Origin of the sequence: Parasphingorhabdus sp. (genome assembly GCF_039982395.1) — a bacterium.
Lineage (GTDB): Bacteria > Pseudomonadota > Alphaproteobacteria > Sphingomonadales > Sphingomonadaceae > Parasphingorhabdus.
Map to the genome: position 1 here is coordinate 653,971 of NZ_JBDWYO010000003.1, position 22,837 is coordinate 676,807.

The 22,837-nt window shown below is 55.1% G+C and carries 26 protein-coding genes; 12 read left to right on the forward strand and 14 right to left on the reverse strand.

All coding sequences use genetic code 11. From position 1 onward, the window contains the following. Positions 1-51 precede the first annotated feature (51 nt). Entirely contained in the window at positions 52-738 is a 687-nt protein-coding gene (locus ABJV08_RS09705) for a glutathione S-transferase family protein (RefSeq protein ID WP_348038317.1), read from the reverse strand. Between the two features lie 80 nt (positions 739-818). On the opposite strand from ABJV08_RS09705, the gene ABJV08_RS09710 reads away from it, so the two are divergent. Continuing rightward, a complete protein-coding gene (locus ABJV08_RS09710; RefSeq protein ID WP_348038315.1) occupies positions 819-2,228 on the forward strand; it encodes an alkaline phosphatase PhoX in 1,410 nt (469 codons plus the stop codon). On the opposite strand, the gene ABJV08_RS09715 is transcribed toward ABJV08_RS09710, so the two are convergent. Beyond that, positions 2,225-3,388 (reverse strand): isovaleryl-CoA dehydrogenase, encoded by a 1,164-nt coding sequence (locus ABJV08_RS09715; RefSeq protein WP_348038313.1) that lies wholly within the window; start codon positions 3,386-3,388, stop codon positions 2,225-2,227. The two genes, ABJV08_RS09710 and ABJV08_RS09715, sit on opposite strands and share 4 nt — an antisense overlap. Positions 3,389-3,498: 110 nt before the next feature. On the opposite strand from ABJV08_RS09715, the gene ABJV08_RS09720 reads away from it, so the two are divergent. The 4 genes from ABJV08_RS09720 (at position 3,499) to ABJV08_RS09735 (ending at position 8,737) form a co-directional block, all read left to right on the forward strand. Next, on the forward strand, positions 3,499-4,545 hold the full coding sequence (locus tag ABJV08_RS09720; protein ID WP_348038311.1) for a quinone-dependent dihydroorotate dehydrogenase: 1,047 nt from the start codon (positions 3,499-3,501) through the stop codon (positions 4,543-4,545). A 37-nt stretch (positions 4,546-4,582) separates the two neighbouring features. Continuing rightward, complete coding sequence (gene ggt / locus ABJV08_RS09725; protein ID WP_348038309.1) at positions 4,583-6,304, forward strand: gamma-glutamyltransferase; 1,722 nt, start codon at positions 4,583-4,585, stop codon at positions 6,302-6,304. 91 nt (positions 6,305-6,395) lie between these two features. Then, a complete protein-coding gene (locus ABJV08_RS09730; protein WP_348038307.1) occupies positions 6,396-8,216 on the forward strand; it encodes an AMP-dependent synthetase/ligase in 1,821 nt (606 codons plus the stop codon). 59 nt (positions 8,217-8,275) lie between these two features. After that, positions 8,276-8,737 carry a hypothetical protein gene (locus ABJV08_RS09735; RefSeq protein WP_348038305.1) on the forward strand — a complete coding sequence of 154 codons (462 nt, stop codon included), beginning with the start codon at positions 8,276-8,278 and terminating at the stop codon, positions 8,735-8,737. A 109-nt stretch (positions 8,738-8,846) separates the two neighbouring features. Here ABJV08_RS09735 and ABJV08_RS09740 read toward each other — a convergent pair whose 3' ends face one another. Continuing rightward, entirely contained in the window at positions 8,847-9,251 is a 405-nt protein-coding gene (locus ABJV08_RS09740; RefSeq protein WP_348038303.1) for a hypothetical protein, read from the reverse strand. Positions 9,252-9,331: 80 nt separating this feature from the next. Next, the gene (gene gloB / locus ABJV08_RS09745) at positions 9,332-10,054 is read right to left on the reverse strand and encodes a hydroxyacylglutathione hydrolase (protein ID WP_348038301.1); all 723 of its coding nucleotides are present in this window, start codon (positions 10,052-10,054) and stop codon (positions 9,332-9,334) included. Between the two features lie 177 nt (positions 10,055-10,231). Here gloB and ABJV08_RS09750 point away from each other — a divergent pair, with 177 nt between their 5' ends. Further along, positions 10,232-11,890: a diguanylate cyclase gene (locus tag ABJV08_RS09750; protein ID WP_348038299.1), complete on the forward strand. Its 1,659-nt coding sequence runs from the start codon at positions 10,232-10,234 to the stop codon at positions 11,888-11,890. Positions 11,891-11,904: 14 nt separating this feature from the next. On the opposite strand, the gene ABJV08_RS09755 is transcribed toward ABJV08_RS09750, so the two are convergent. Then, positions 11,905-12,324: a VOC family protein gene (locus tag ABJV08_RS09755; protein WP_348038372.1), complete on the reverse strand. Its 420-nt coding sequence runs from the start codon at positions 12,322-12,324 to the stop codon at positions 11,905-11,907. Between the two features lie 133 nt (positions 12,325-12,457). On the opposite strand from ABJV08_RS09755, the gene ABJV08_RS09760 reads away from it, so the two are divergent. Beyond that, complete coding sequence (locus tag ABJV08_RS09760; protein WP_348038297.1) at positions 12,458-13,177, forward strand: SIMPL domain-containing protein; 720 nt, start codon at positions 12,458-12,460, stop codon at positions 13,175-13,177. Here ABJV08_RS09760 and ABJV08_RS09765 read toward each other — a convergent pair. Then, positions 13,149-14,045 carry a LysR family transcriptional regulator gene (locus tag ABJV08_RS09765; protein ID WP_348038295.1) on the reverse strand — a complete coding sequence of 299 codons (897 nt, stop codon included), beginning with the start codon at positions 14,043-14,045 and terminating at the stop codon, positions 13,149-13,151. The two genes, ABJV08_RS09760 and ABJV08_RS09765, sit on opposite strands and share 29 nt — an antisense overlap. A gap of 110 nt (positions 14,046-14,155) precedes the next feature. Between ABJV08_RS09765 and ABJV08_RS09770 the strand changes: the two genes are divergently transcribed. Then, positions 14,156-14,932 (forward strand): hypothetical protein, encoded by a 777-nt coding sequence (locus ABJV08_RS09770; RefSeq protein ID WP_348038293.1) that lies wholly within the window; start codon positions 14,156-14,158, stop codon positions 14,930-14,932. A gap of 25 nt (positions 14,933-14,957) precedes the next feature. Here the strand turns inward: ABJV08_RS09770 and ABJV08_RS09775 are convergent, their stop codons facing one another. The 7 genes from ABJV08_RS09775 to ABJV08_RS09805 all read right to left on the reverse strand — a co-directional run bounded on the left by ABJV08_RS09775 (position 14,958) and on the right by ABJV08_RS09805 (position 18,168). Further along, positions 14,958-15,767, reverse strand: coding sequence for a tetratricopeptide repeat protein (locus tag ABJV08_RS09775; protein WP_348115030.1), 810 nt, complete (start codon positions 15,765-15,767; stop codon positions 14,958-14,960). A 73-nt stretch (positions 15,768-15,840) separates the two neighbouring features. Next, positions 15,841-16,587 (reverse strand): alpha/beta hydrolase, encoded by a 747-nt coding sequence (locus ABJV08_RS09780; protein ID WP_348038370.1) that lies wholly within the window; start codon positions 16,585-16,587, stop codon positions 15,841-15,843. Between the two features lie 10 nt (positions 16,588-16,597). Further along, positions 16,598-16,990 (reverse strand): hypothetical protein, encoded by a 393-nt coding sequence (locus ABJV08_RS09785; RefSeq protein ID WP_348038289.1) that lies wholly within the window; start codon positions 16,988-16,990, stop codon positions 16,598-16,600. Positions 16,991-17,046: 56 nt separating this feature from the next. After that, positions 17,047-17,184 (reverse strand): hypothetical protein, encoded by a 138-nt coding sequence (locus ABJV08_RS09790; RefSeq protein WP_348038287.1) that lies wholly within the window; start codon positions 17,182-17,184, stop codon positions 17,047-17,049. 20 nt (positions 17,185-17,204) lie between these two features. After that, positions 17,205-17,396, reverse strand: a complete 192-nt coding sequence (locus tag ABJV08_RS09795; protein WP_348038285.1) for a helix-turn-helix transcriptional regulator — start codon at positions 17,394-17,396, stop codon at positions 17,205-17,207. Then, entirely contained in the window at positions 17,393-17,788 is a 396-nt protein-coding gene (locus ABJV08_RS09800) for a hypothetical protein (RefSeq protein ID WP_348052542.1), read from the reverse strand. The genes ABJV08_RS09795 and ABJV08_RS09800 overlap by 4 nt, the downstream gene beginning before the upstream one ends. Beyond that, complete coding sequence (locus ABJV08_RS09805) at positions 17,785-18,168, reverse strand: hypothetical protein (protein WP_348038281.1); 384 nt, start codon at positions 18,166-18,168, stop codon at positions 17,785-17,787. The genes ABJV08_RS09800 and ABJV08_RS09805 overlap by 4 nt, the downstream gene beginning before the upstream one ends. Positions 18,169-18,240: 72 nt before the next feature. On the opposite strand from ABJV08_RS09805, the gene ABJV08_RS09810 reads away from it, so the two are divergent. The 3 genes from ABJV08_RS09810 (at position 18,241) to infC (ending at position 21,222) form a co-directional block, all read left to right on the forward strand. After that, positions 18,241-18,384, forward strand: a complete 144-nt coding sequence (locus ABJV08_RS09810) for a hypothetical protein (protein ID WP_348038279.1) — start codon at positions 18,241-18,243, stop codon at positions 18,382-18,384. 155 nt (positions 18,385-18,539) lie between these two features. Further along, positions 18,540-20,546 carry a threonine--tRNA ligase gene (thrS, locus tag ABJV08_RS09815; protein ID WP_348038277.1) on the forward strand — a complete coding sequence of 669 codons (2,007 nt, stop codon included), beginning with the start codon at positions 18,540-18,542 and terminating at the stop codon, positions 20,544-20,546. A gap of 136 nt (positions 20,547-20,682) precedes the next feature. Next, positions 20,683-21,222, forward strand: coding sequence for a translation initiation factor IF-3 (gene infC, locus ABJV08_RS09820; RefSeq protein ID WP_348038368.1), 540 nt, complete (start codon positions 20,683-20,685; stop codon positions 21,220-21,222). Positions 21,223-21,227: 5 nt separating this feature from the next. On the opposite strand, the gene ABJV08_RS09825 is transcribed toward infC, so the two are convergent. After that, a complete protein-coding gene (locus tag ABJV08_RS09825) occupies positions 21,228-22,316 on the reverse strand; it encodes an alpha/beta hydrolase fold domain-containing protein (RefSeq protein WP_348038275.1) in 1,089 nt (362 codons plus the stop codon). Positions 22,317-22,363: 47 nt separating this feature from the next. Between ABJV08_RS09825 and ABJV08_RS09830 the strand changes: the two genes are divergently transcribed. Then, on the forward strand, positions 22,364-22,780 hold the full coding sequence (locus ABJV08_RS09830; protein WP_348038273.1) for a hypothetical protein: 417 nt from the start codon (positions 22,364-22,366) through the stop codon (positions 22,778-22,780). The last annotated feature ends 57 nt before the right edge of the window (positions 22,781-22,837 follow it).

Here is a 22,837-nt window from a genome sequence, read left to right on the forward strand (position 1 = left end):
TTAAGCGTGGGCCAATGGACTATTGGTCGGATGCCGTCAAGCGCGAGGCGGCTAGTCGGTAAGGCGGTAATCTGCCGTTACTGTGGCCGCCGCTGCTATCTCGTTTTCATGACCGATTTCGCGCTGCGGCTCGGACAAGGCCTGCCGCTCCCAATCCTGCATCGCGTCATGCGCGAGAATATGATCCACCCAAGCGCGGCCCTTTGCGCCGATATCCAGGTCGAAGCTGCGGACCCGGTAGGCGACCGGCGCATAAAAGGCGTCAATGATGGTGAACCGATCCCCCGCGAGCCATGGGCCGCCGAAATCGTCGAGACCCTGCGCGAACAGCTCTTCAATGCGATCGATATTGCGTTGCAAGCCAATATCAATGCCCTTCAACGTCGCACGCACGCCCACATTCATCGGACAGATATTGCGCAGCGGCCCGAAGCCACCATGCATTTCTGCGACCGCACATCGCGCCCATGTCCGCGCATCATCATCTTCCGGCCAACACCCCGGGTGCCGCTCGGCAAGATATTCGGCGATTGCCAAACTATCCCAGATGGTTCGGTCACCATCTTTTAAACATGGCACCTGCCCATTGGGCGCAAATACCCGAAATTGGTCGTAATTTTCTTCTTCGAAATAGACGATTTCGTCGGTGAAAGGGATGTTCAGGGCCTTCATCAGCATCCAAGGTCGCAACGACCAGCTGGAATAGTTGCGATTGGCGGTGATCAGGGTGTAGGTCATAAATCTGTTTTCTTTGGCTGGTAGGATCTGGCTTCATGCGAACGCGACAATAGAAACACCGATAACAGGAAATTCGATTAATGACATTATCCCGCAGAGATTTTATCCGGTCCGCACAGGCCGTTGGCTTGTTCTATGCCTCTTTCTCTATCGCCGGTTGCGCCCGCGCGCATAGCGCGAACGTCGGTTTCAAGCTGGTCACGGACCCTGCCAAGCGGCTCGATCTGCCTGAAGGTTTTTCCTATACTTTGGTCAGCGAGACCGGTGGCGTGATGTCGGATGGATTTTTCCGGCCGGGGCGTCCCGATGGCATGGCCTGTTTCGCCCATCCTGATTCCACCGACAAATGCATATTGATGCGCAACCATGAAAACTGGAACAGCATCCCCCACGGCAATCCGTTCGGCAAAGGCAATGAACTGCTCGACCGGGTTTCCGACAGCCAGCTCTATGACCGCAAGAAAGACGGCTCTCCCTTTTTCGGTGGCGTGACCAAGCTGGTCTATGATCTGAAAGAAAAGCGGATGGAGAAGGATTTTCTGGTGCTGACCGGAACCGCTGCCAATTGCGCGGGTGGTCCGACCCCTTGGGGCAGCTGGCTTAGCTGCGAAGAGGAAATGCTCAAACCGGAAGAAGGCCCCGGAAAATATCATGGCTTCGTATTCGAAACGCCTTCTGACGCGACCGGCCTGATTGATGCCATTCCGCTCAAAGCCATGGGCCGCTTCACCCATGAAGCCGCCTCTGTCGATCCGAAAACCGGCATCGTCTATATGACCGAAGATGCCCGCCACGGACTGCTCTACCGGTTCATCCCGGCAGTGAAAGGCGAATTGCACAAAGGCGGCCGCCTGCAGGCGCTTGTTCTGACCAACCGGAAAGCGGCGATCACATCCAATTGGCCGAAAGACTGGGGCGGAACAGGTCCCGATTCATTCACTGTCGGACAGGACCATGTCGCCGAATGGATTGATCTGGACGATGTCGAAGCACCGGAAGGCGATCTCGCCCATCGTGGCCATGCCGCGGGCGCCGCCCAGTTCATGCGCGGCGAAGGCCTGGACTATGCCGTGCGCACCGATGGCACGACCGGCGATTTCTACTTCACCTGCACCGAGGGTGGACCGCAGCGGGTTGGCCAGATCTGGCGTTACACGCCGGACCAAGGCCCGGACAGCGGACCGGAATCCGGCGGATCATTGCAGCTATTCTTTGAATCCACCAGCGCCGATTCCCTCGACATGTGCGACAATATGGTGGTCGCGCCCTGGAACGATATCATCCTCTGCGAAGACGGACGCGGCGATCAATATCTGCGCGGTCTGTCACCGGACGGCAAAATCTACGACATCGCCCGCAACGCCCATAAGGACCAGAGCGAATTCTGCGGCGCCTGTTTCTCGCCCGACGGCCAGACGATGTTCGTCAATGTGCAGGAACCGGGATATACCTATGCGATCACCGGGCCGTGGGAGACGTTGCGAGCCTAACCCGCCCCGATCAATTCCCGTCCGATCAGCATCCGGCGGATTTCGTTGGTGCCTGCACCGATGTCGAGCAGCTTGCTGTCCCGCCAGTAGCGTTCGACCGGCCAGTCGGTGGTGTATCCCGCACCGCCCAGCGCCTGCACGGATTCTTCTGCGACCCGCACACTGTTCTCGCTGGCCAGCATCACCGCACCAGCTGCATCGAAGCGCGTGGTCTGTCCCGCATCGCAGGCTTTGTTGACATTATAGACGTAGCTGCGCGCGCTGTTCAGGCGGACATACATGTCGGCGATCTTGCCCTGCATCAGCTGGAAACTACCAATCGGCTTGCCGAACTGCTTGCGCTCGCGGACATAGGGGATGACCGTGTCCACACAGGCCTGCATCAGGCCGAGCGGGATTGCCGCGAGCACCGCACGCTCATAATCGAGACCAGACATCAAAACGCCGACGCCGCCGTTGAGCGGACCCATGATATTTTCTTCCGGCACTTCGCAATCGTCGAACACCAGCTCGGCTGTCGGACTGCCCTTCATGCCGACCTTCTCGATCTTCTGGCCGATGGAGAAACCCTTCATGCCCTTTTCGATCAGGAAAGCGGTAATCCCGCCGGATCCGGAATCGGGACGGGTCTTGGCATAGACGACCAATGTGTCGGCGACCGTCGAATTGGTGATCCAAAATTTCGTACCATTGAGGATATAACCGCCCTGCACTGCCTCGGCCTTGAGCTTCATCGAGACGACATCGCTGCCCGCGCCCGCTTCCGACATGGCCAGCGCGCCGACATGTTCGCCGGAAATCAGCTTGGGCAGATATTTGGCTTTCTGTTCGGGCGAGGCCCAGCGGCGGATCTGGTTGACGCAGAGATTGCTATGCGCGCCATAGCTAAGGCCGAGAGCGGCGCTGCCGCGGCTGACTTCCTCCACTGCAATGGCATGTTCCAGATAGCCGAGACCAAGACCGCCATCGGCTTCGTCCACCGTGATGCCGTGCAGGCCGAGATCCCCCATCTGCTGCCACAGCTCCTGCGGGAACCAATCTTCTCGATCCATTTTCTGGGCCAAAGGCATGATCTTCTCTTCGGCAAAACGGCGGGTGGTGTCGCGGATCTGGTCCGCCATTTCGCCAAGCTGGAAGTCAAATTGTGGGGTGGCAATCATTTTCAGTTCCTCGATATCTTGCGTCTGCTCTAGCAGATTGCAACGCGGTTTCCAGTGCTTGTACCGCCACCACCATTGCGCGCAACATGTTCAAATGCCATAGCGCCGCCATGCTCTACAATCTTGCGAAACCCTTCATCTTCAAGCTCGAGGCCGAACGCGCGCACGGGCTGACCATTGCTGGTTTGAAAACCCTCCCGATGGGACCAGCGCCCAAAGCCGACCCTGTTTTGGCAACCACAGTCGCCGGGCTCGATTTCCCCAATCCGATCGGCATGGCCCCCGGTTTCGACAAAAATGGGGAAGTGCCCGATGCCTTGATCCGCATGGGCTTTGGCTTTGCAGAGGTCGGCACGCTGACTCCCCGCGCGCAGGCCGGCAATCCCAAGCCGCGCATCTTCCGGCTGGTCGAGGACAAGGCGGTGATCAACCGTCTGGGCTTTAACAATCGCGGGCAGGATGATGCCATGTCTCGCCTTGAACGGATGCGAGGCCGCATGGGCAAAGGCGTGCTCGGCATCAATATTGGCGCAAACAAGGATAGCGATGACCGGATCGCCGACTATGTTACCGGCGCAAAAAATATGGCTCCGCTTGCCGACTATCTGACCGTCAATATCAGCTCTCCCAACACGCCCGGCTTGCGCGCCCTGCAGGACAAAGGCGCATTGGCGGAATTGCTGGCCGCCGTGATGCAGGCGATGGGCACGTCCAAAGCGCCGGTATTTCTGAAAGTCGCGCCCGATCTGGAACCCGCCGATATCGACGATATTGTTGAAGTCGCGACAGAACAGAAAATCGCGGCGCTGATCATTTCCAACACCACGATCACGCGGCCCGACCTCCGTTCTGCCAACCAAAGCGAAACCGGCGGGCTGTCCGGAGCGCCGCTAAAAGATCTCGCACTTCAAAGGCTGAAAGATTTCCGCAAAGCCAGCGGCGGACGAATCCCGTTGATCGGCGTGGGCGGCATTGCGACCGCAGAAGATGCCCTCGAACGCATCCGCGCCGGAGCTTGTCTGGTCCAGCTCTATTCGGCAATGATCTATGAAGGCCCGACAATCGCAGCCTCCATGGCCCGTCAGCTTGCCAAATTGCTGAAAGCAGAAGGTTTTACATCGATTGCGGAGGCTGTCGGATCATCGGTCGACAAATGATTTGCCAAAATCCGGGGGTATCCATAAAACCCGGTCCATGAAAAACATCCTCCATCTTGTCGCTTTATGCCTGTTCACCACGCTGGCTGCACCCGCGCTAGCGGAACATCATCAGAGCAAAAATACCGGCACCGCTGCATCAGCCCATCCCGATGCAACCAGGGCAGGCTTCGAGATGCTGCAAGCCGGTGGTTCCGCAACCGACGCGGCGATGGCAATGATGCTGGCCTTGACGGTGGTCGAGCCGCAATCCAGCGGCATTGGCGGTGGTGGATTTTTCCTGCACCATGATGCGAAACAGGGATGGATGCAAACGATTGACGGCCGTGAAATGGCCCCTGCTGCGGCCGGTTCCACGCGTTTTCTTGGCGAAGACGGCAAGCCGCTTCCGTTCATCCAAGCCATGCCGGGCGGAAAATCCGTTGGTGTCCCCGGCAATATGCGGCTGATGGAAATGGCCCATAAAAAATGGGGCAAGCTGCCATGGGAAAAGCTTTTTGAACCGGCCATCCGTTTGGCAGAAAACGGCTATGTCGTCAGCGTGTCGCAAGCGAGCTGGCTCCGTCGCCTTCAGAAAATCTGGGTCGATTTTCCCGAAGCACGGGCACTCTATTGGAAAGATGGCGCCCCGGCCAAGTCGGGTTCGATCATCAAAAATCCAGAGCTGGGTGCCTTGTTGCGGGAATTGCAGGCCGATGGCGCAGATGCCTTTTACACCGGCAAAACCGTGGCAGCGATATCCGACGTTGTCGCCAATGCCCCGCGCAGCCCGGCGACCATAACAGCGGATGACTTTGCCAATTACCGCGCCATTTTGCGCTCCCCGGTGTGCACCAGCTACCGCGTCTATAAAATTTGCGGCATGGGCCCGCCATCGTCCGGTGCAACCACCGTGCTTGGCATATTGGGCGCGATTGAACGGTTCGACATGGGCAAGCTCTATGCCGAAGAGCCGGAACGCGCCTGGCACGTGATCGGAGAATCCATGCGGCTCGCTTATGCCGATCGCGAGAAATATCTCGCCGACAGAGACTTTGTCGCGGTTCCCGTAGATGGTCTGATCGACAAGGACTATCTCGCCAGCCGGTCACAGATGATCGCCTTGCAACGCGCCCGACCACAGATGCCTGGCATGGAGACCTATCCTGCCGGCAATCCTCCGGGAAGTGTCGCGCGCACCGCGGCCATTTCATCCGAAGTGGCCGGAACGACCCATTTCACGGCGGTCGATGCCGAGGGCAATATTGCCAATATGACCTCCACTGTCGAAGGCCCTTTCGGCAGTCAGTTGATAGCGCGCGGTATGGTTCTCAACAATGAACTGACCGACTTTACCTTCGCGCCGGAGAAAGACGGCGCGCCCGTGGCCAATCGGGTCGAGGCGGGCAAACGCCCCCTTTCCTCGATGTCGCCAACCATCGTCTACAACGCAGAAGGCGAACCGATCCTCGCGTTGGGATCCGCTGGTGGCAAGCGGATCATCATGCATGTCACGAAAACCCTGATCGGTGTTCTGGACTATGGTCTGTCGCTCGAAGAAGCGATGGCCCTGCCCAATATATATTATGGCGGTTCCGGCCTATTGATCGAGAAGGGTAGCGGTCTGGAAGCCCTGCAAACGGACATCTCGCGTCTCGGCCATATCGTTGTAACCTCTGGCCTGCCCAGCAAACTGGCTGGCGCCCAGAAGACCGAAGAAGGCTGGATCGGCGCCGTCGATCCGCGCAGCACCGGTCAGGCCGTCAGCGAACTACCCTAAGCAATATATTGCCGAGCGGTTTCAACCGCGCTAGTCTTTCTTGCAAGGAATCAAGCTCGGTAAAAAGCCGGCGCGTGAGAGGAACGATCGCATGGCGCGGAAGAAACAAGCAAACCGTTATCTGGAAATTGATCAATATCAGAATCTGGTATCGATGTTTTTCGATCGTGCCACGCAGGCTGGCAACAAACCGTTTCTGCACGCCAAGATCGATGGCGCATGGCAGCCGACCAGTTGGGCCGAGGCGGCCCGGCAAGTCGCCGCGCTGGCCAAATCGTTAAAGCGTATCGGCCTGAAAAAGGGCGACCGGGTCATGCTGGTGTCCGAAAACCGGCCCGAATGGTGTATCGCCGATCTCGCGATCATGGCAGCCGGCTGCGTCACCGTCCCGACCTACATAACCAATACCGCCTCCGACCATCAGCATATTCTCGACAATAGCGGCGCCCATGCGGTGATCGTATCCGACAGCAAATTGGCGAAGAACCTGCTGCCCTCCGTCATCAGCTCTTCCGACGCGAATATCATCATTGGCCTGTCCGACCTGCGCATTGGCCAGACCGGCGATTTCGATCTCTATCAGTGGCATGATCTGGTCCAGGGTGATGATGCGGATGTCGCGGAAATGACCGAACAGGTGTCCAGCATCACCCGCGACGAAACCGCCTGCATCATCTACACCAGTGGCACCGGCGGTAAGCCGCGCGGCGTGATGCAGCATCATGGCGCGATCCTGCACAATACCAAGGGACCGGCGGAGGTTATCGAGACCGACTTTGGCTGGGACGAAGAAGTATTCCTGTCCTTCCTGCCGCTGAGCCACGCCTATGAACATAGCGCCGGACAATTTTTCCCGATCGGTCTGGGGGCCCAGATCTTCTACTCCGAAGGATTGGAGAAGCTGGCGTCCAATATCGAAGAAGTGCGCCCGACGATCATGGTCGTGGTTCCGCGCCTGTTCGAAGTGTTGCGCGCACGACTGATCAAGACGGTCGAGAAGCAAGGAAAAATGCCGAATTATCTGCTCGGCAAAGCGCTCGCCATCGGCAACCGCGAGGCAGATGGCAAAGGCCGCAAGCGCGACAAGTTGATGGACATATTCCTCAACAAAACCCTGCGTCCCAAAGTACAAAAACGCTTCGGCGGCCGGATCAAGGCGATGGTCTCCGGCGGCGCGCCTTTGAACCCGGAAATCGGTGTCTTCTTCCAGTCACTCGGCCTCACCATGTTGCAAGGCTATGGCCAGACCGAGTCCGGCCCGATCATCGCCTGCAACCGACCGCGCACCGGCCTGAAAATGGATACGGTCGGCCCACCGATGATCGACACAGAGGTCAGGATTGCCGAAGATGGCGAAATCCTCGTCGCTGGTGAATTGGTGATGAAAGGCTATTGGCGCAATCAGGAAGAGACCGACAAGGTTTTGAAGGATGGCTGGCTTCACACCGGCGATATCGGCCATATCGACGAAGCCGGACGGATCGCCATTACCGACCGCAAGAAAGACCTGATCGTCAACGACAAGGGCGACAATGTCGCGCCGCAAAAAGTCGAAGGCATGCTGACGCTACAACCGGAGATTTTGCAGGCGATGATCACCGGCGACCGGAAACCCTATATGGTCGGCCTGATCGTGCCGGACCCCGAATGGGCGCTCGAATGGTCACGCGAACAGGGCATGGCCTATGACTTCATAAAGCTACAGGCCAACCCCGCCTTCAAAACCGCCGTGCGCGAAGCCGTCGACCGGGTGAATGAAAACCTGTCGGTCATCGAGAAAGTCCGCCGCTTTGAATTTGCCGACGAACCCTTTGCAATCGAGAATGAAGAGCTGACCCCCAGCATGAAAATCCGCCGCCATGTCATCCGCGAGCGCTATGAAGAGCGAATGGGCGCGCTTTATAAGAAGTGAGGCTGGAACGGCAGTAAGCAAATCGATCAACCATCAGATATTGAAAATGGGAGATTGAAATGCCCAAGCCAACAATTGCGACAGACGAAGAAATCCTTGGCGAACATTTGCCCTATGAACTTTGGATGCTTCGAGAGACGCACGAGAAATTAGGTTCTGCGTTAACCGATCAGGTGCTGTGCAATGCTCTGATCGAGTCTTTTTGCCTTCATGCGCGACTATTGCTCGAATTCTTCGAAAAAAAGAAAAGTAAACACGCCAAAGACTATACGGGCGGAAGCTATAAGGCAGCACACTTGGGAAGCCTCACAAAAACCGAAAGGGACAAGCTTAACACTCAGATTGCACATATCACTGGGTATCGCACGATTGATCCATCCCAGAAAATTGGCCCTGCGTTGAGGCTAAAGTTACTTACCGCTTTGCAGCGAGAAGCAATAACATTCGAACAGCAACTTACCGCCGATTTCAAGCCAATGTTCAGGCGTCCATCAGCAGCACATCAGACTAAAAAAGACTGAATTACGGAATCACGGTGACAGTGCACGACCATCTCCCTCAAAGGAGAAGGGTATGATTCTTGTGGTCTAGAGCCACAGATCACAGACGATAAAAAAGCGCGTTCCGTGTCTAGTTTTTTGTATAAGGCACAAATTCGCCAAAGGCACAGCTGCCCATCGACATGCCGCTGCTATTGTCAATCAGATCAACAATTTCACCGCGACAGAGTGACGACGTTGTCCGGCGATAGGACAGGATGTTGCGGTCCGCATTGCGGCAGCCGCGATAGGGCTTGTTGATATAGATTGTCTTGGCGTTGCGCCGCGATCCGAAGATCAGGATGTCATCGCTGATCACCGTCATTTGGCGTTGATCATGAGCGCTGATGCAGGATTTCGGCTTGCCGGCGGTCCGGCCTTCCAGGCGCTTGTCGAGCTTGGTCTGCTCTTTTTCGGTGAGATTTATTTGTTCTTCGCTCATCGCGGGCGCTGTGAGCAGCATCGCCGCGGGTAGTGCCAATAGCAGTTTCTGCATAGTCTCTCTCCTAGTGTCAGCCTCCATCAGCCTCTCATATAGCATGATCCAGGCTGAACCGGGGATGAAAGCGCGGCGCGTCAGAAATTGTCTTTCGCGACCCGCCGCTCGCTCAGTTCTTCGGCCGATGATGCCCGCATGAACGGATTGGTGGCGCGCTCCAGCGCGATCGTTGTCGGCACGGTCGCTTCGCCGCGTTTGCGCATCGCGAGAACTTCGGTCATCCGGTCCTGCAAGGCCTGATTGTCCGGCTCTGCAACCAGCGCATATTCGCCGTTACTCTGGGTATATTCATGGGCGCAATAGACTTGCGTGCTGCCCGGCAGAGCCTCCAGCTTGCGCATATTGTCATACATTTGCGCGGCCGTGCCTTCGAACAGGCGGCCGCAACCCATGGCGAAGAGGGTATCGCCAACGAATGCGGCGCTATCGGATGCAATGTGGAAAGCGATATGGCCAGCGGTATGGGCCGGGACGTCGATGACCTCGGCGGTAACATCGCCCAGTTTGACCGTGTCTCCTTGTTTTACCAAGGTGTCGAGCGTGGGAATGCGTTCCTGCTCCGCTTCCGGGCCCGTGATATGGCAACCGGTCGCCGCCTTGATCTCGGCATTGCCGCCGGTGTGATCGGGGTGCCAATGGGTGTTCCATATCTGGGTGATGGTCCAGCCGCGTTTTTCAGCCTCGGCGAGCACCGGTTCCGCCACGGCCGGGTCAACAACCATGGTCTCTTTCGATTGGGGTTCATGGACGAGCCAGACATAATTGTCGGACAATACGGGAATTCGGATGATTTCAAGCATAGACAGCAAATTAGGCTGCAAATTTAAACCTGTCGATGGTTAACCGCAAAATAACGAATTTGCCCTACTCACATGACCTTCCGCAGCAATGATTTTTGGAAGGGGATTCATTTGCGTCTCATTGTCGCCTTCTTGGCATTTTTCTGCCTGTGCTCCCCTGTTCACGCTGACGTCCCGATGTCGGACCAGCTGTGCACGCAAAGCAGTGCGAAAACAGCGACCCTCGCAACGGTGCTGCAAACCGGCAAAGCCTTTGATTGTTCCGAGAATAAATATGCGGTGGAAGGCCCCCGAGTCTGGGTAGAGATTCCCTTTGAGGCCGCAACAATTCCCGCCGGTATCGTCGAAGTCCAGGGCGACAATAATGGTCTGACCACAATGCAGGTTCATGCTGTTCTTGACGATGGCTCCATCATGTCTGCGAATTTTTCAGAGCAAGCGGTAACGGAGAATTGGCGACCGAAAGGCCAATATGGACTGGCCATTCCCGGCACAGAGGATCCTGAAATCCGCAACCGCATCCAAAAGGTCTATGTCACAATTGACGAACCCAAGGTCGCCAGTTCCATATCGCTGATCCAACTGGCATCAAAAGAAAAATGGGATGATTTGAAGCTTCCGCTATCCGTAATGTTTGCCGTCCTCTGCGGGATGGCGATCATGCCGCTGATCTACAACTGGTTCTTCTACGGAGCCTTGCGATACGATTTCATGCTGTGGCACAGCCTGATGATTTTCGCGACCGTTGGCTATACGTTCAGTTCGTCCGGTCTAATCTTCATTGCCCTCCCGGAAACCAGTCTCTCCGCAAAAATGGTGTTCAACTACTGGACGCTCGCCATCGGCATCGCGGCCAGCGGTATTTTTCTCCTGCGCTTCGTTGAACGCGGGAAAATTGCAGGTTGGCTGCAAACTGTCATCTTCCTTTCATCGATCCTTCCTGTCATCGTCACGGCGCTCGTTGTGCGCCTCGACGATGGTTACAGCATGGACGCCAGAAACTATTACCACGCATCGTTTGTGCCGATTTTTCTAGTGGTAATCTATGCAATGGCACACGCGTTGCGCCGGGGTAGCCGGGCAATCTGGTTTCAAATTGCCGGTTGGTCGCCGATCATTCTTTTGGGGCTGGACCGGATAGCCCGGGGTATGGACCTGTATATCGGTTGGCCGGTGCTCGACTATGGTCTCTATTTCGCACTGGTGCTGGAGACCATCATTCTCGCACTGGGCGTTGCCAATCGCATTCTTCGGCTGCGGCGGCGGCACGAAAGCACGCTGCGCGATCAGGTTGAATTGACATTGCTCGCAGATACGGACGGACTGACCGCGATGAACAATCGCCGGTCTTTTGAACGAGAGTTCAAGCGCAACCAGCGCGAGTATCGCTATAGCCACCTCGCCCTTTTCGACATTGATTTTTTCAAACGGGTCAATGATCGCTACGGTCACGAGATTGGCGATGAAGTCTTGCGGGTTGTCGGCAAAGAGCTTGACGCAACCGACCATTTTGCGGCCCGGATTGGCGGAGAAGAGTTCACTTTGTTGATGCGCAATGACCGTGGTGAAAAGCGTAAAAACTACCCGGTCAATGCGTTAACCGAGATCTGCGAGACATTGATCAAGACCGTGCACGATCAAGTTCCGGAAATACAAGAACCGGTGACCTTCTCGGTCGGTGTCTCGGCGATATCCAAACGCGCAGCGTTGCGCAGCGTAATGGCAACCGCGGACCGGCGGCTCTATGACGCGAAACATAATGGCCGCAACCAGATTGTCTGGGTCGATATATCGGCTGCAAAACCGGTTAAACCAACCGGCACAGCCTCCGCCTGAAGGCTATCGGTTGCTTACCACTCGCCGATATTCTCCATGCTCGCCCAAGGCTCCTGAACCGGAAGGCTCTTGCCTGACTGCAGCAGCTCCACAGAAATATTATCGGGCGATCGCACGAACGCCATATGGCCATCGCGCGGCGGACGATTGATCGTGACTCCGGCATCCATCAGCGTCTGGCACAATGCATATATGTCATCGACGGCATAAGCGAGATGTCCGAAATTGCGGCCACCGTCATATTGTTCCGCTGGGCTGCCGTCTTCCGATGGCCAATTGTAGGTCAATTCGACTTCGGCGACATCTTTCTGCCCGGGACCAGCAAGGAAGATCAGCGTGAAGCGCCCCTGTTCGCTGTCGTAGCGCCGCACTTCTTCCAGCCCCAGAAGCCCGAAAAAAGCAACGGTCGCGTCGGGATCGCTGACCCTAAGCATGGTGTGCAGATATTTTATGGTCAAAGCCAATCTCCATTCATCGACATTCAGAAACGGTTCATCGCAAGCATAGCAATGCCGAACCGGGTCATCTGAAATAGCCTAAGCGGCTTTTGAACCGAGGGAAAGAGCGATGAGCGAGAAATTTATCGAGAATAAGAACAAGATCTGGCTGGCAAGTGCCGGCATGCTGACAATTGGCCTGATTGTAGGTGGCTATTTGTTAGGCGATGGCCTGCTGCGCGCCAAAATGGCGGACCGCAGTGTCACCGTGCGAGGGCTGGCCGAACGCGAAGTGACCGCTGATCTTGCTACCTGGACGATCGCGTACAGCGCGCAGTCCAGCGATTTGCAAAGCGCGCAGGCGGATATCGACCGTGACACCAGCGCCATCACTACATTTTTCAAAGAGCTTGGATTCAAGGCGGATGCCCTCAAACCGACCGGCGCCAATGTGAATCAATATAGTTCAAACGGCATTCCCCAATATACGATCCGTCAACGGCTCAGCCTGCGCACAGACGATATCGACAAGGCCCAGGCCGCCGTCGCACGGCAGTTCGATCTCGTTCGCCGCGGCGTGGTGCTCGAAGACGGATCGGGGATGAGTTACACGTTCACCAAGCTGGACGAGATCAAACCCGAAATGGTGGCCGCCGCCACCAAGGACGCCCGCAAATCCGCCGAACAATTTGCCGAAGACAGTGGCACGGATGTCGGCGGCATCAAATCCGCGACCCAAGGCTATTTCAGCATCAACAGCCGCGATGGCGATGGCGGCGGATATGGCGTGACGGACACGCCTTATAAGAAAGTGCGTGTGGTCACGACGGTGAACTTCTATCTGGATTGAGTCGACCTTCAACGAGGTTTTTCCGAGATTTCAAGGCCGACACCAGAAACCGCATCAGCAATTTGATGCGCGGTGTCTCTCTTAAATCCGGATGGGTTAACACCCAAAGGTCCGCAACAGGAATGGGAGGCATTGCATTTGGCACGCGAATTAGCCGCGGGTCCGGATCACATATATAGCAAGCGGTTCGTATCATTCCATGCCCCGCAACCGCGGCTTGATAGTGGAAGCTGATATCATCGCTCATCAGCCCGATCGGCACATCCGGATAGGGACTATCCGCAATCCAGTCCCCTGGTTGGCTGGCCGGCAAGCCGGTGATCCACTGATAATTTTCGGGGCGTGTCTGTTCAAAATAGTCAGATTTGCAATAAAAGCTCAGCGCATAAGGAAACAGGCGGCGTCCCACAAAATGCTCCGGCGGTTTGTTGGTTCCGCGCACCACGACATCCGCTTCTGATCGATCCAAATCGGCGAACTGGTAACTGCTTTGGATAGACAGCTCGATATCAGGATAAGTTGCGCAAAATTTGGTCAGATCATCGAGCAACAAATATTGCCCTAGAACATCAGGGATTGAAAGGGTTATCGGGCCTGACAATTCGGTTTCCGCTGCACGATGTTGGCGATCGGCAGAAAAATTGATCGCTTCCATTTGCTCGGCCGCCTTTATCAACCGATTGCCAAACTCGGTTTTCTGATAGCCACCAGCGATGCGCTCCATCACCGGCCTTGCATAGCGCCGGTTGATCACCGCAAGCCGCCGGGACACCGTCGAATGAGTCACGCCCAATTGCAAAGCTGCTCCACGGACAGTCCCTGCCCGATCCAGAGCCAGAATAAAGCGATAGTCATCCCAATTGTCCATTGGTGCATTATTGCACCAAATATGATCAACTTACATCCACAAAATAGATTTTGGGAGCCTAAAGTGGTGCGATGACCGATCATCCAGTGCAGTTAGAAAGATATTCCTCCATGTCCGCCCCAGCTTCAGCCGTCAAAATTTTCGCCATAGCAGCGATCGCATTATCCGCCGCCAGTTGCGCAACCGCCCAGAAATCAACCGGCCTTGCGCAAACAACATCCACAGGTGCAGCGCAGCTCAACCTGAAAAAAGGGCAATATCTATCCGTCACAATTTCCGAAGCAAAAACCTCGGAAGAAGCTGTAAAAGCGCGCTTGAACTATTATAGAACCGGTTACCCACTGGGTGCACAATATGGCTTGAGGCAGGAAACCTCGCTTAGCGTCGTTAGCGCGATTATCAGCGACTATAAACCCACTGGCGTGCTGTTCTTTTCCTATCCCGACAAGCAATCTGCCGATGGATTGGCTGCCAACCCGGACTGGGAGGCGGTCAAGGCCACCCGACCAGATATCTGGAACGAACTGAAAATCTTTAGCGCCGAGACGACGGAAGACCTGGCCATAAAATTCGATCCCGAGAAGAGTTACACATTGGTCGTAGCTTGGAAAAAAGACGAAGATCCCGATGGATATGAAAAATATCTCAGCGGTATTGAACCAGCGGTCGCACGCGCTGGTGGTCGCTTCATCTACAAGATGTATAATCCGCAGCTAGAATCCAATGATGCTTCGGAACCAGCCCCGGCACAGCTCACTTTTGTCGAATGGGATGATCTCGACGGATTTTCTAGGGTTCAGGCGACCGAGGAATATAAAGCCAGCGTCCCATTTTTCCAGTCGGGCGTCAGTAAAATCGAATTCTACCGGATGTCAGTTCGGCAGTAAGGCACCCAAGATAAAGTGGAGAAGCTCACTCCTCGACACTGGTCACCAATTGCGAGAGATACCCCTTTGCAACTTTGGCCGAAGGGCTGTCGGTGCCCAACTTAACGGCCTGTTCCCAATTGCTTTTGGCATTCAACACATCGCCGGCTTCATAAGCGATATTTCCGGCTTCGAGCGCGATCGCTGGATCAGAACCAGCAAGCTTTACGGCTTCGGCGATATCCGATTTGGCCGATGCCAGATCACCCATTCGCCGCGCCAGAGTGGCAGACAACAACCAACCGAGCGGGTCCTGCGGAACCAGTTGATGAACAAAGGCAAATTGTTTCTTCGCTTCGTCATATTGATTCAAGGCCACCGACACGCGCGCGATATCAAGATGGACTTCTCCTTTCAGGAGCCCATCCAGACTGTTTTGCGCCAGCGCGTTCCCAAGATAGGTCAACGCAGCCGGATTGTCACCGCTGGCAAATGCCGCATTGCCGGCCTGCGACCAGAAAATAGCGGCGCGTTCGTCGCTGGTAGATTCTGCGCCTTCCGCCGCCCGGACGAATTCAGCCGCTGCTTTCGCCCAGTCGCTCAGTTCTGCATAAGCAAAACCGAGGCAATTGCGGGCCAGATATCCGCCTCCTTCTATTTGCCATTTGTTGGCCGCCAGCAACCCCTTGCCCGGATCATCTGCCGCCTGATCCAGACATTGCTCCAATCGGGCATCCATCGGCGTCTTCGCTTTCATAACCGGCGGTGGTGGTGGATTGACCGACTCTTGCCGTTTTGCCTCGGATGGCCGCAGCACAGGGTCAATCGGCGAACCAAATGGATTTGCCGATTGCATTAACAGAGGCAGGATTAGCGACGAAATCATGGAAAGAATATCCGTTAAAGGCTGGTGTTCATGAGACCAACGGTCATCCCAATTGCGACAGCGTATCGATGAGCAAGGCGATATCCTGATCGCGGGAAAGCCGGTGATCGCCGTCTTTTACCAAATGGACCTGCACATCATCTGAACGAATTTTCTTCGCGGTCTCGAGGCTATATTCCCAAGGCACATCGGCGTCTTTTTGCCCATGGAGCAGCCGCACAGCGCCATCAAAAGCAATCTCTTTGTGCAGCAAACGATTGGCATCACCAGACCGCCAGAACTTCTGAGTGGTGACATAGGGATCATCAGAATATTCGCTGGCTTCTTCCAGCTTGCCATCGCGCAAAATCGACATTTTCTGATCCTGCGTAAAACCCCAGTCGGTAAAGTCCGGCGCCGCAGCAATGCCGACAAGATTTTTCACGCGCATCGGCCGCGATAGCGCCACCAATAGCATTAGCCATCCCCCCATGGAGGAACCGATCAGGGTGATCGAACCTGATGTCACCTTGTCGATCAGAAGCAATACGTCCTCACGCCAGTCAATCAGGCTTTGATCTTCAAAGTCACCGCCGCTCGCCCCGCAACCGGAATAGTCGAGGCGAAGCATGGCCCTGCCCTGTTCCTTGGCCCACGCATCGACAGCGAGCGCCTTGCCACCTTCCATGTCCGACATATAACCGGGCAGGAACACCAGAGTGCTGCCTTTCACATCCGCCTTGGCCGGAGTGTAACAATAGGCGAGCGCGGCACCACCGGGGCGATCGAGATATAATATTTCATCTTCCATGGCCTGCGCTTTATGCCGCTGCGGCAAAATAGACAATTGCCAAACATAAGAACCCGATAATCAACATGCCGATATTGGATAGCAACGGTTGTTTCGTCGCAGGAAGCAACGCCGCTAACCCGCTAGGAATCTCGCCATCAATAACCAGTTTCCAATGTGGGCGGGATCGGATGCCATCTTCCAGGCCGAACACATGGCTTGCGCCCTCTTTGCCGCGGTAGACCAAATCGCCGAAATAATAGACTTCGCTGCGCCATTGTCGCTCGTAGAGCGCAAATGTCGTGCCTATGGCCTCTATGCGCACCCGACGTTTCAAAGCGTTATCTTGGTCAATATGCCATGCGGAAAATTCATTGGCCATATCATGACCGTAGAAGAAGTCATGCCGCTTTGCACGTGCCAAAGGCCGAGCCGTTACTTAGACAGAAACGCCTCAACTGCAGCCGCAAAGCGCTCTGGCTAATCGAGCATGATGAAATGGCCGCTGTTGTTGATCCGCTTCAAATGAGCCTCTCCTGCATTAGCATAAGCAGTTTTGTAGAATGCATCCATCTTCGCCGCAGCCATGAAAGCGGAGATGATAATCGAGGATTTCATGTCGTTCTCCAATTGCCACTCTAGTCTTTGAGAAAAACATCTTCGATCGTCATCTCGAACAGATCAGCAATCTTGAAGGCAAGCGGCAAGGACGGATCATATTTGCCCGTTTCAATCGCGTTGACGCTTTGCCTTGAAACTTTGAGCCGTTCCGCCAGATCTGCCTGCGACCAGTCACGCTCGGCGCGCAACACTTTTAGACGGTTCTTCATGCTTTCCACCGGACCAGTCCGCCGGCCAAACCAAACATGGCCAGCCAGATTGCGCCAATCCATTGCGGCCCTTGCCCAAGCACATTGTAGACATTGAGAAATTGCCAGATCGTCACAATCATCAGAGTGACCGCTGTCCCGATCACAATCTGCTTGGTCATCAACAGGCGCTGATATTCGTCTTCAATTTCCACCAGCAGGCGGAATATGGCCCAGAATACACACAATATCGGCAGCGCGGTCAGGATGGCCAAAGCGGCTGCCATTGGACTGCCCGGAGGATTACCACTGTTCATCCAACTCAACCCGGCCAATAGAATAACCATGTATAGTGCGAGGGACATTGCCATTCTGATGATATAGCGTTTCATGTAAGCAGGCACCTTGTTCATGGGTTCAGCCCCCTTATGCGATAGAAGAAATATCCCATACTCCAGCCGGCCATCATGATCGCCATCAAATCGTCGCCGCGCAGTGGACCGTAGATAAAGTCCCAGATGATATGGACAAACATCGTGGTCACAATGCCCACAATGGCGCCGCTAGACATCAACTGGAAAAAATAATCCTCGGCATGCCGCCGGTCCAGAGCCGAGAAATAGGTCACGACCAATGCCACGAACAAGGTCAATCCAGCCAAAATTGCGATTTTCACCATGGGGTCAACGGTGATCATCGGTTCGGGGTCAAAATTTTCAACTATCAGGGTGATCCCGCTGATGATCAACAGAGCCCCGAACACCCAATCGAGTTTGAAAACCCGGTAGAGCATTGGCCCTATTCGCCGAGAAGGCTTTTCGCTGTTCATAATGCACTCAGAAACAAGATTGCGAGCGCAGCCCACATGGCGATATTTTCGTTGGGCGTCATCGCCCGTCCCGAGCATCTCTTCATTTTCATGATCATTCTCCATCAAGTTACATCGACATTATGTCATGCTTCCTTGACATATATCGTCGATTCGCAAGACAATGTCAAGGAAGCATGACATAATGCACAGGAAACCTTCCTCTGATATCCCTCACGCTATCTGATTTGGTTGACTTGAATCCCCAAAAGACTAAGTCCAATCTACGCTGGTGATGGCAGAATTCATGCTGTCCTTGGCACTAACTTTGACTAATTTTGAAATGACCTGAACCCATGACCAAGATGATTAAAATCACCCTTCCCGACGGCAGTGCGCGTGAAGTGGCCATGGGCACTACCCCCGCACAGATTGCCGCCGATATCGGGCCAGGCCTTGCGAAAGCGGCGCTAGCGGCGCGGATCGAAGGCGAAGTGCGTGATATCATGCGGCCGCTGGAACAAGACACCGAACTCGCCCTGATCACCTCTCGTGATGAGGAAGAAGCGCTGGAGCTGGCGCGGCATGACTATGCCCATGTGCTAGCAGAGGCGGTGCAGAATATATTCCCCGGTACGCAGATCACCTTCGGCCCGTCGACCGACGACGGTTTCTATTATGACTTCGCACCCGCCGGCGACCCGTTCACCGACGAAGACCTGCCGAAGATCGAAGAGGAAATGAAGCGGATCATCGCTGCCGACAAGCCACTGCGCCGCGAAGTCTGGGAACGGGATGACCTGATCGCACGCTGGGAAAAAGACGGAGAGGCTTTCAAGGCCGAATGGGCGGCCGAGCTTCCCGAAGGCGACGAGATTACCGTATATTGGTCGGGTGACGACTGGATGGACATGTGCCGCGGTCCGCATCTGGCTTCGACCGGCAAGCTTGATCCCAAGGCGTTCAAATTGATGCGCGTGTCGGGCGCTTACTGGCGCGGCGATCAACGCAATCCTCAACTTTCGCGGATCTACGGCACCGGCTGGCTCAACAAGAAACAGCTGAATGCCCATCTCATGCGCCTCGAAGAAGCGGGCAAACGGGACCATCGCAAGCTGGGTCAGGAAATGGATCTATTCCATATCCAGTCCGAAGCGCAGGGCAGCATCTTCTGGCATGCAAAGGGCTTTGTCATCTGGCGCGAACTCGAAGCCTATATGCGCCGGGCCATCGACGGCGCCGGCTATGACGAGATTAAAACGCCGCAGTTGATGGATGTCCGCCAATGGGAACAATCCGGCCACTGGGGGAAATATAGCGAAAATATGTTTGCTGTCCCCGACGAGGTGCCGGATGCCGAAAGCGAGGGCCCGGTCGTCACGGGAACCGCAGACATGATGGCGATCAAGCCGATGAACTGCCCGGCCCATGTTCTGGTCTTCCGTCAGGGAATCAAAAGCTATCGTGACCTGCCGTTGCGCTTGTTCGAACATGGCTGCTGTCATCGCAACGAACCCCATGGCGCACTGCATGGATTGATGCGCGTGCGTCAGTTCACCCAGGATGACGCCCATATATTCTGCCGCGAAGACCAGATTGTCGAAGAAGTGCAGGCGTTCTGTGCATTGGCCGACCGTGTCTATAAGGAAATGGGCTTTGAGGGCTTTTCCATCAAACTGGCCCTGCGCCCCGAGAATCGCTTCGGATCCGACGCAGATTGGGACAAAGCCGAAGCAGAATTGCGTCAGGCTGTCATCGACGCAGGCATGGCCACCGAAGAATATGGTTGGGAAGAATTGCCGGGTGAAGGCGCGTTCTATGCACCCAAGCTCGAATGGCATTTGACCGATGCGATTGGCCGGACGTGGCAGGTCGGCACGATCCAGTCGGATCGCGTGCTGCCCGAACGTCTGGACGCGAGCTATGTCGGAGAAGATGGCGATCGCCATCGCCCGGTCATGCTCCACCGCGCGATCTTTGGCAGCTACGAGCGCTTCATCGGCATATTGATTGAACATTTTGCCGGGAAAATGCCGCTCTGGCTGGCACCGACGCAGGCCGTTGTCGCGACCATCGTTACCGATGCCAATCCCTATGCGGAGCAAGTGGTCGAAAAACTGAAAGCCGCCGGCATTCGGGTCGAGGCCGATCTGCGCAACGAGAAGATCAACTATAAGGTGCGCGAGCATAGCGTCGGTAAAACACCGAACATCCTGGTGGTTGGCATGCGCGAGGCCGAGGAAGGCAAAGTTGCACTACGCCGTCTTGGACAGAAGGAACAAGAGTTTCTGACACTCGACGAAGTGGTGGATATGTTGCAGAAAGAGGCGCTTGCCCCGGACTTGAAACCCGCAACAGAATGACGATATACCTTGGGAAGCTGTTGCATCGAAACAACGGCTTGCAGGGCTAATATCCGTTTCGCCATCAACAAGGCTTTATTCGCGCAAGCTTTGCGGCTAATGAGCCAGCATAGACAAACACTCAGGAGTATTTAACATAGCTGCACCACCTCGCCGTCCCACGCCGCCCGTCAAAGGCGGCCCGCGATTCAACGATCTGATCAATTCCGATACCGTAAGGGTCATCGACGACAAGGGCGAGAACCTTGGCGTGATGAATACGCGCGAAGCGATCGAGCGTGCAGCAGAAGTTGGTCTCGACCTCGTCGAAGTCTCTCCAAACGCACAACCACCGGTTGCGAAATATCTCGACGTCGGCAAATTTAAATATGAGGCCCAGAAAAAGGCCAATGCCGCGCGGAAAACGCAAAAGGTTCAAGACGTCAAAGAAATCAAGATGCGTCCGAATATCGACAATCATGATTATGACGTCAAAATGCGCAATGTGAACAAGTTCATCGACAATGGTGACAAGGTGAAGGTGACCCTTCGCTTCCGTGGTCGCGAAATGTCGCACCAGCAACTCGGCATGGCTTTGCTTGTGCGGGTGCAGGAAGACATGAAAGAAACCGCGAAGGTCGAGGCCTATCCGAAACTGGAAGGCCGTCAGATGTTGATGGTACTCAGCCCGAAATAATATGTTCAATCAATGTGCTTTAACCGCGCATTGATGAATTCTGCGACTAGCTTAAAACTTTTCTCGGCATCTTTGGAACCAAAACGTTCCAGATGATGTCGTGGGCTGTCCCAATAGTTCATTCGCACAGACACGCCCGCATCATGCGCTTTTTCGGCCAGCATTACGGCATCGTCAAAGTGCATGTCATGTCGGCTGCAATGTATGGCGAGGGGCGGAAAGCCCCGCAAGTCTGCATAGACTGGTGACGCACGCGGATCCGTCGGCAAGACATCCCCAAGATAGAGCTTCGCACTAAAAGCTGCGGTTTCCATTCGGAACGGGCTACTGCCGCTCATACTTTTGGAGATATAGGACCACCCGCGCATCGCTAGATCACCCCATGGCGAGAAAAGTATGGCGCTGGAGGGCATCGGGAGCCCCCGCTTGCGCAGTTCCAACAGCATTGCCATGATCAACGTTGCCCCCGCACTATCACCAGCAAGAATAATCTGGTTGGCCGAAGTTCCTGATTTTAGCATTGTAGCATATTGGTCGACCAGATCATTTGCAGGAATGGGAAAAGGATATTCCGGTGCCAAACGGTGCTTACCAATGACGGCCTCGCAGCCACAATGTTCCGCTAGACGAAATGCCAGCGTCACCTGCTTCGGCGAAGGCGGCAAAATGAAACCGCCGCCTGGCACATAGAATAATATGGGTTCATCCGATCGACCCTCTGGCCAGTTCGCATCGGCATAGTCTTCGGTAACCGGAGAAGCCGGATCGAACAAAAGCTGCGTGTCCGGCGGCGACTGCATGACGGGAGTGAAAATGCCGTATCGGCCGCGCGCGGTTGCCGTTCGATAATCCGACAATAAGCGAGCGATTTCGGAAGGATCAGAGGCGCTGTCAAAGGCCGGCTTCAATGCTCTTAGAAGAGCCACCTTGATGAATCGATTTTCGATCCGCGCCTGAAAATCAGAGATAGACTTGGCCAAGGGTGCGATTTGCGAACCGATGGATTTGGCAATTTCCTGTGCCTCTAGCTGCAACAAGCGGAGATCAATATCGCTTCCCGCAATCGTGGGATATCTTGTGGCAACCGCATCCATATGCATCCTTCTATGATATTTGAGCCAAAAATGATAGAGTGTCGATCATGACGGATCAGGATGACAATTCAAAAGCGCAAGCTGAGCAGCTTGATTTCATCCGCCCATTTCTCAACCAATTTCGCGGGGATGGCGTCAAGCTCAGCTCTGAGCCCGTTTGGGCGGAGCGGATGGAAGAGATTTTGGCGAACCTGGAGCCGGAAATATTGGACGACATCACGAGCCGCATTCGTCAGTCCAGCGAAAACCAAATTATCGATTTTGACGCATTTGGAACGGCCCACAACCTGACGCCAGCTGAAATCAAAATGCTCGATAGTATTGTAGGCGGACTCTCTGTGCCGGAACATGCTGCGGCGCATAATATTGCCGTCAACACAGCCCGGGTCCACATGCAACGCGTACTGGAAAAGACCGGTTCCAATAGACAAACCGATCTTCTTCGTAAGGTCTTCGGCCGCTAGCCCCCAAGAACCGAGACTGTAACGACATGTAATACAAATGCATGATGCGTCATAATT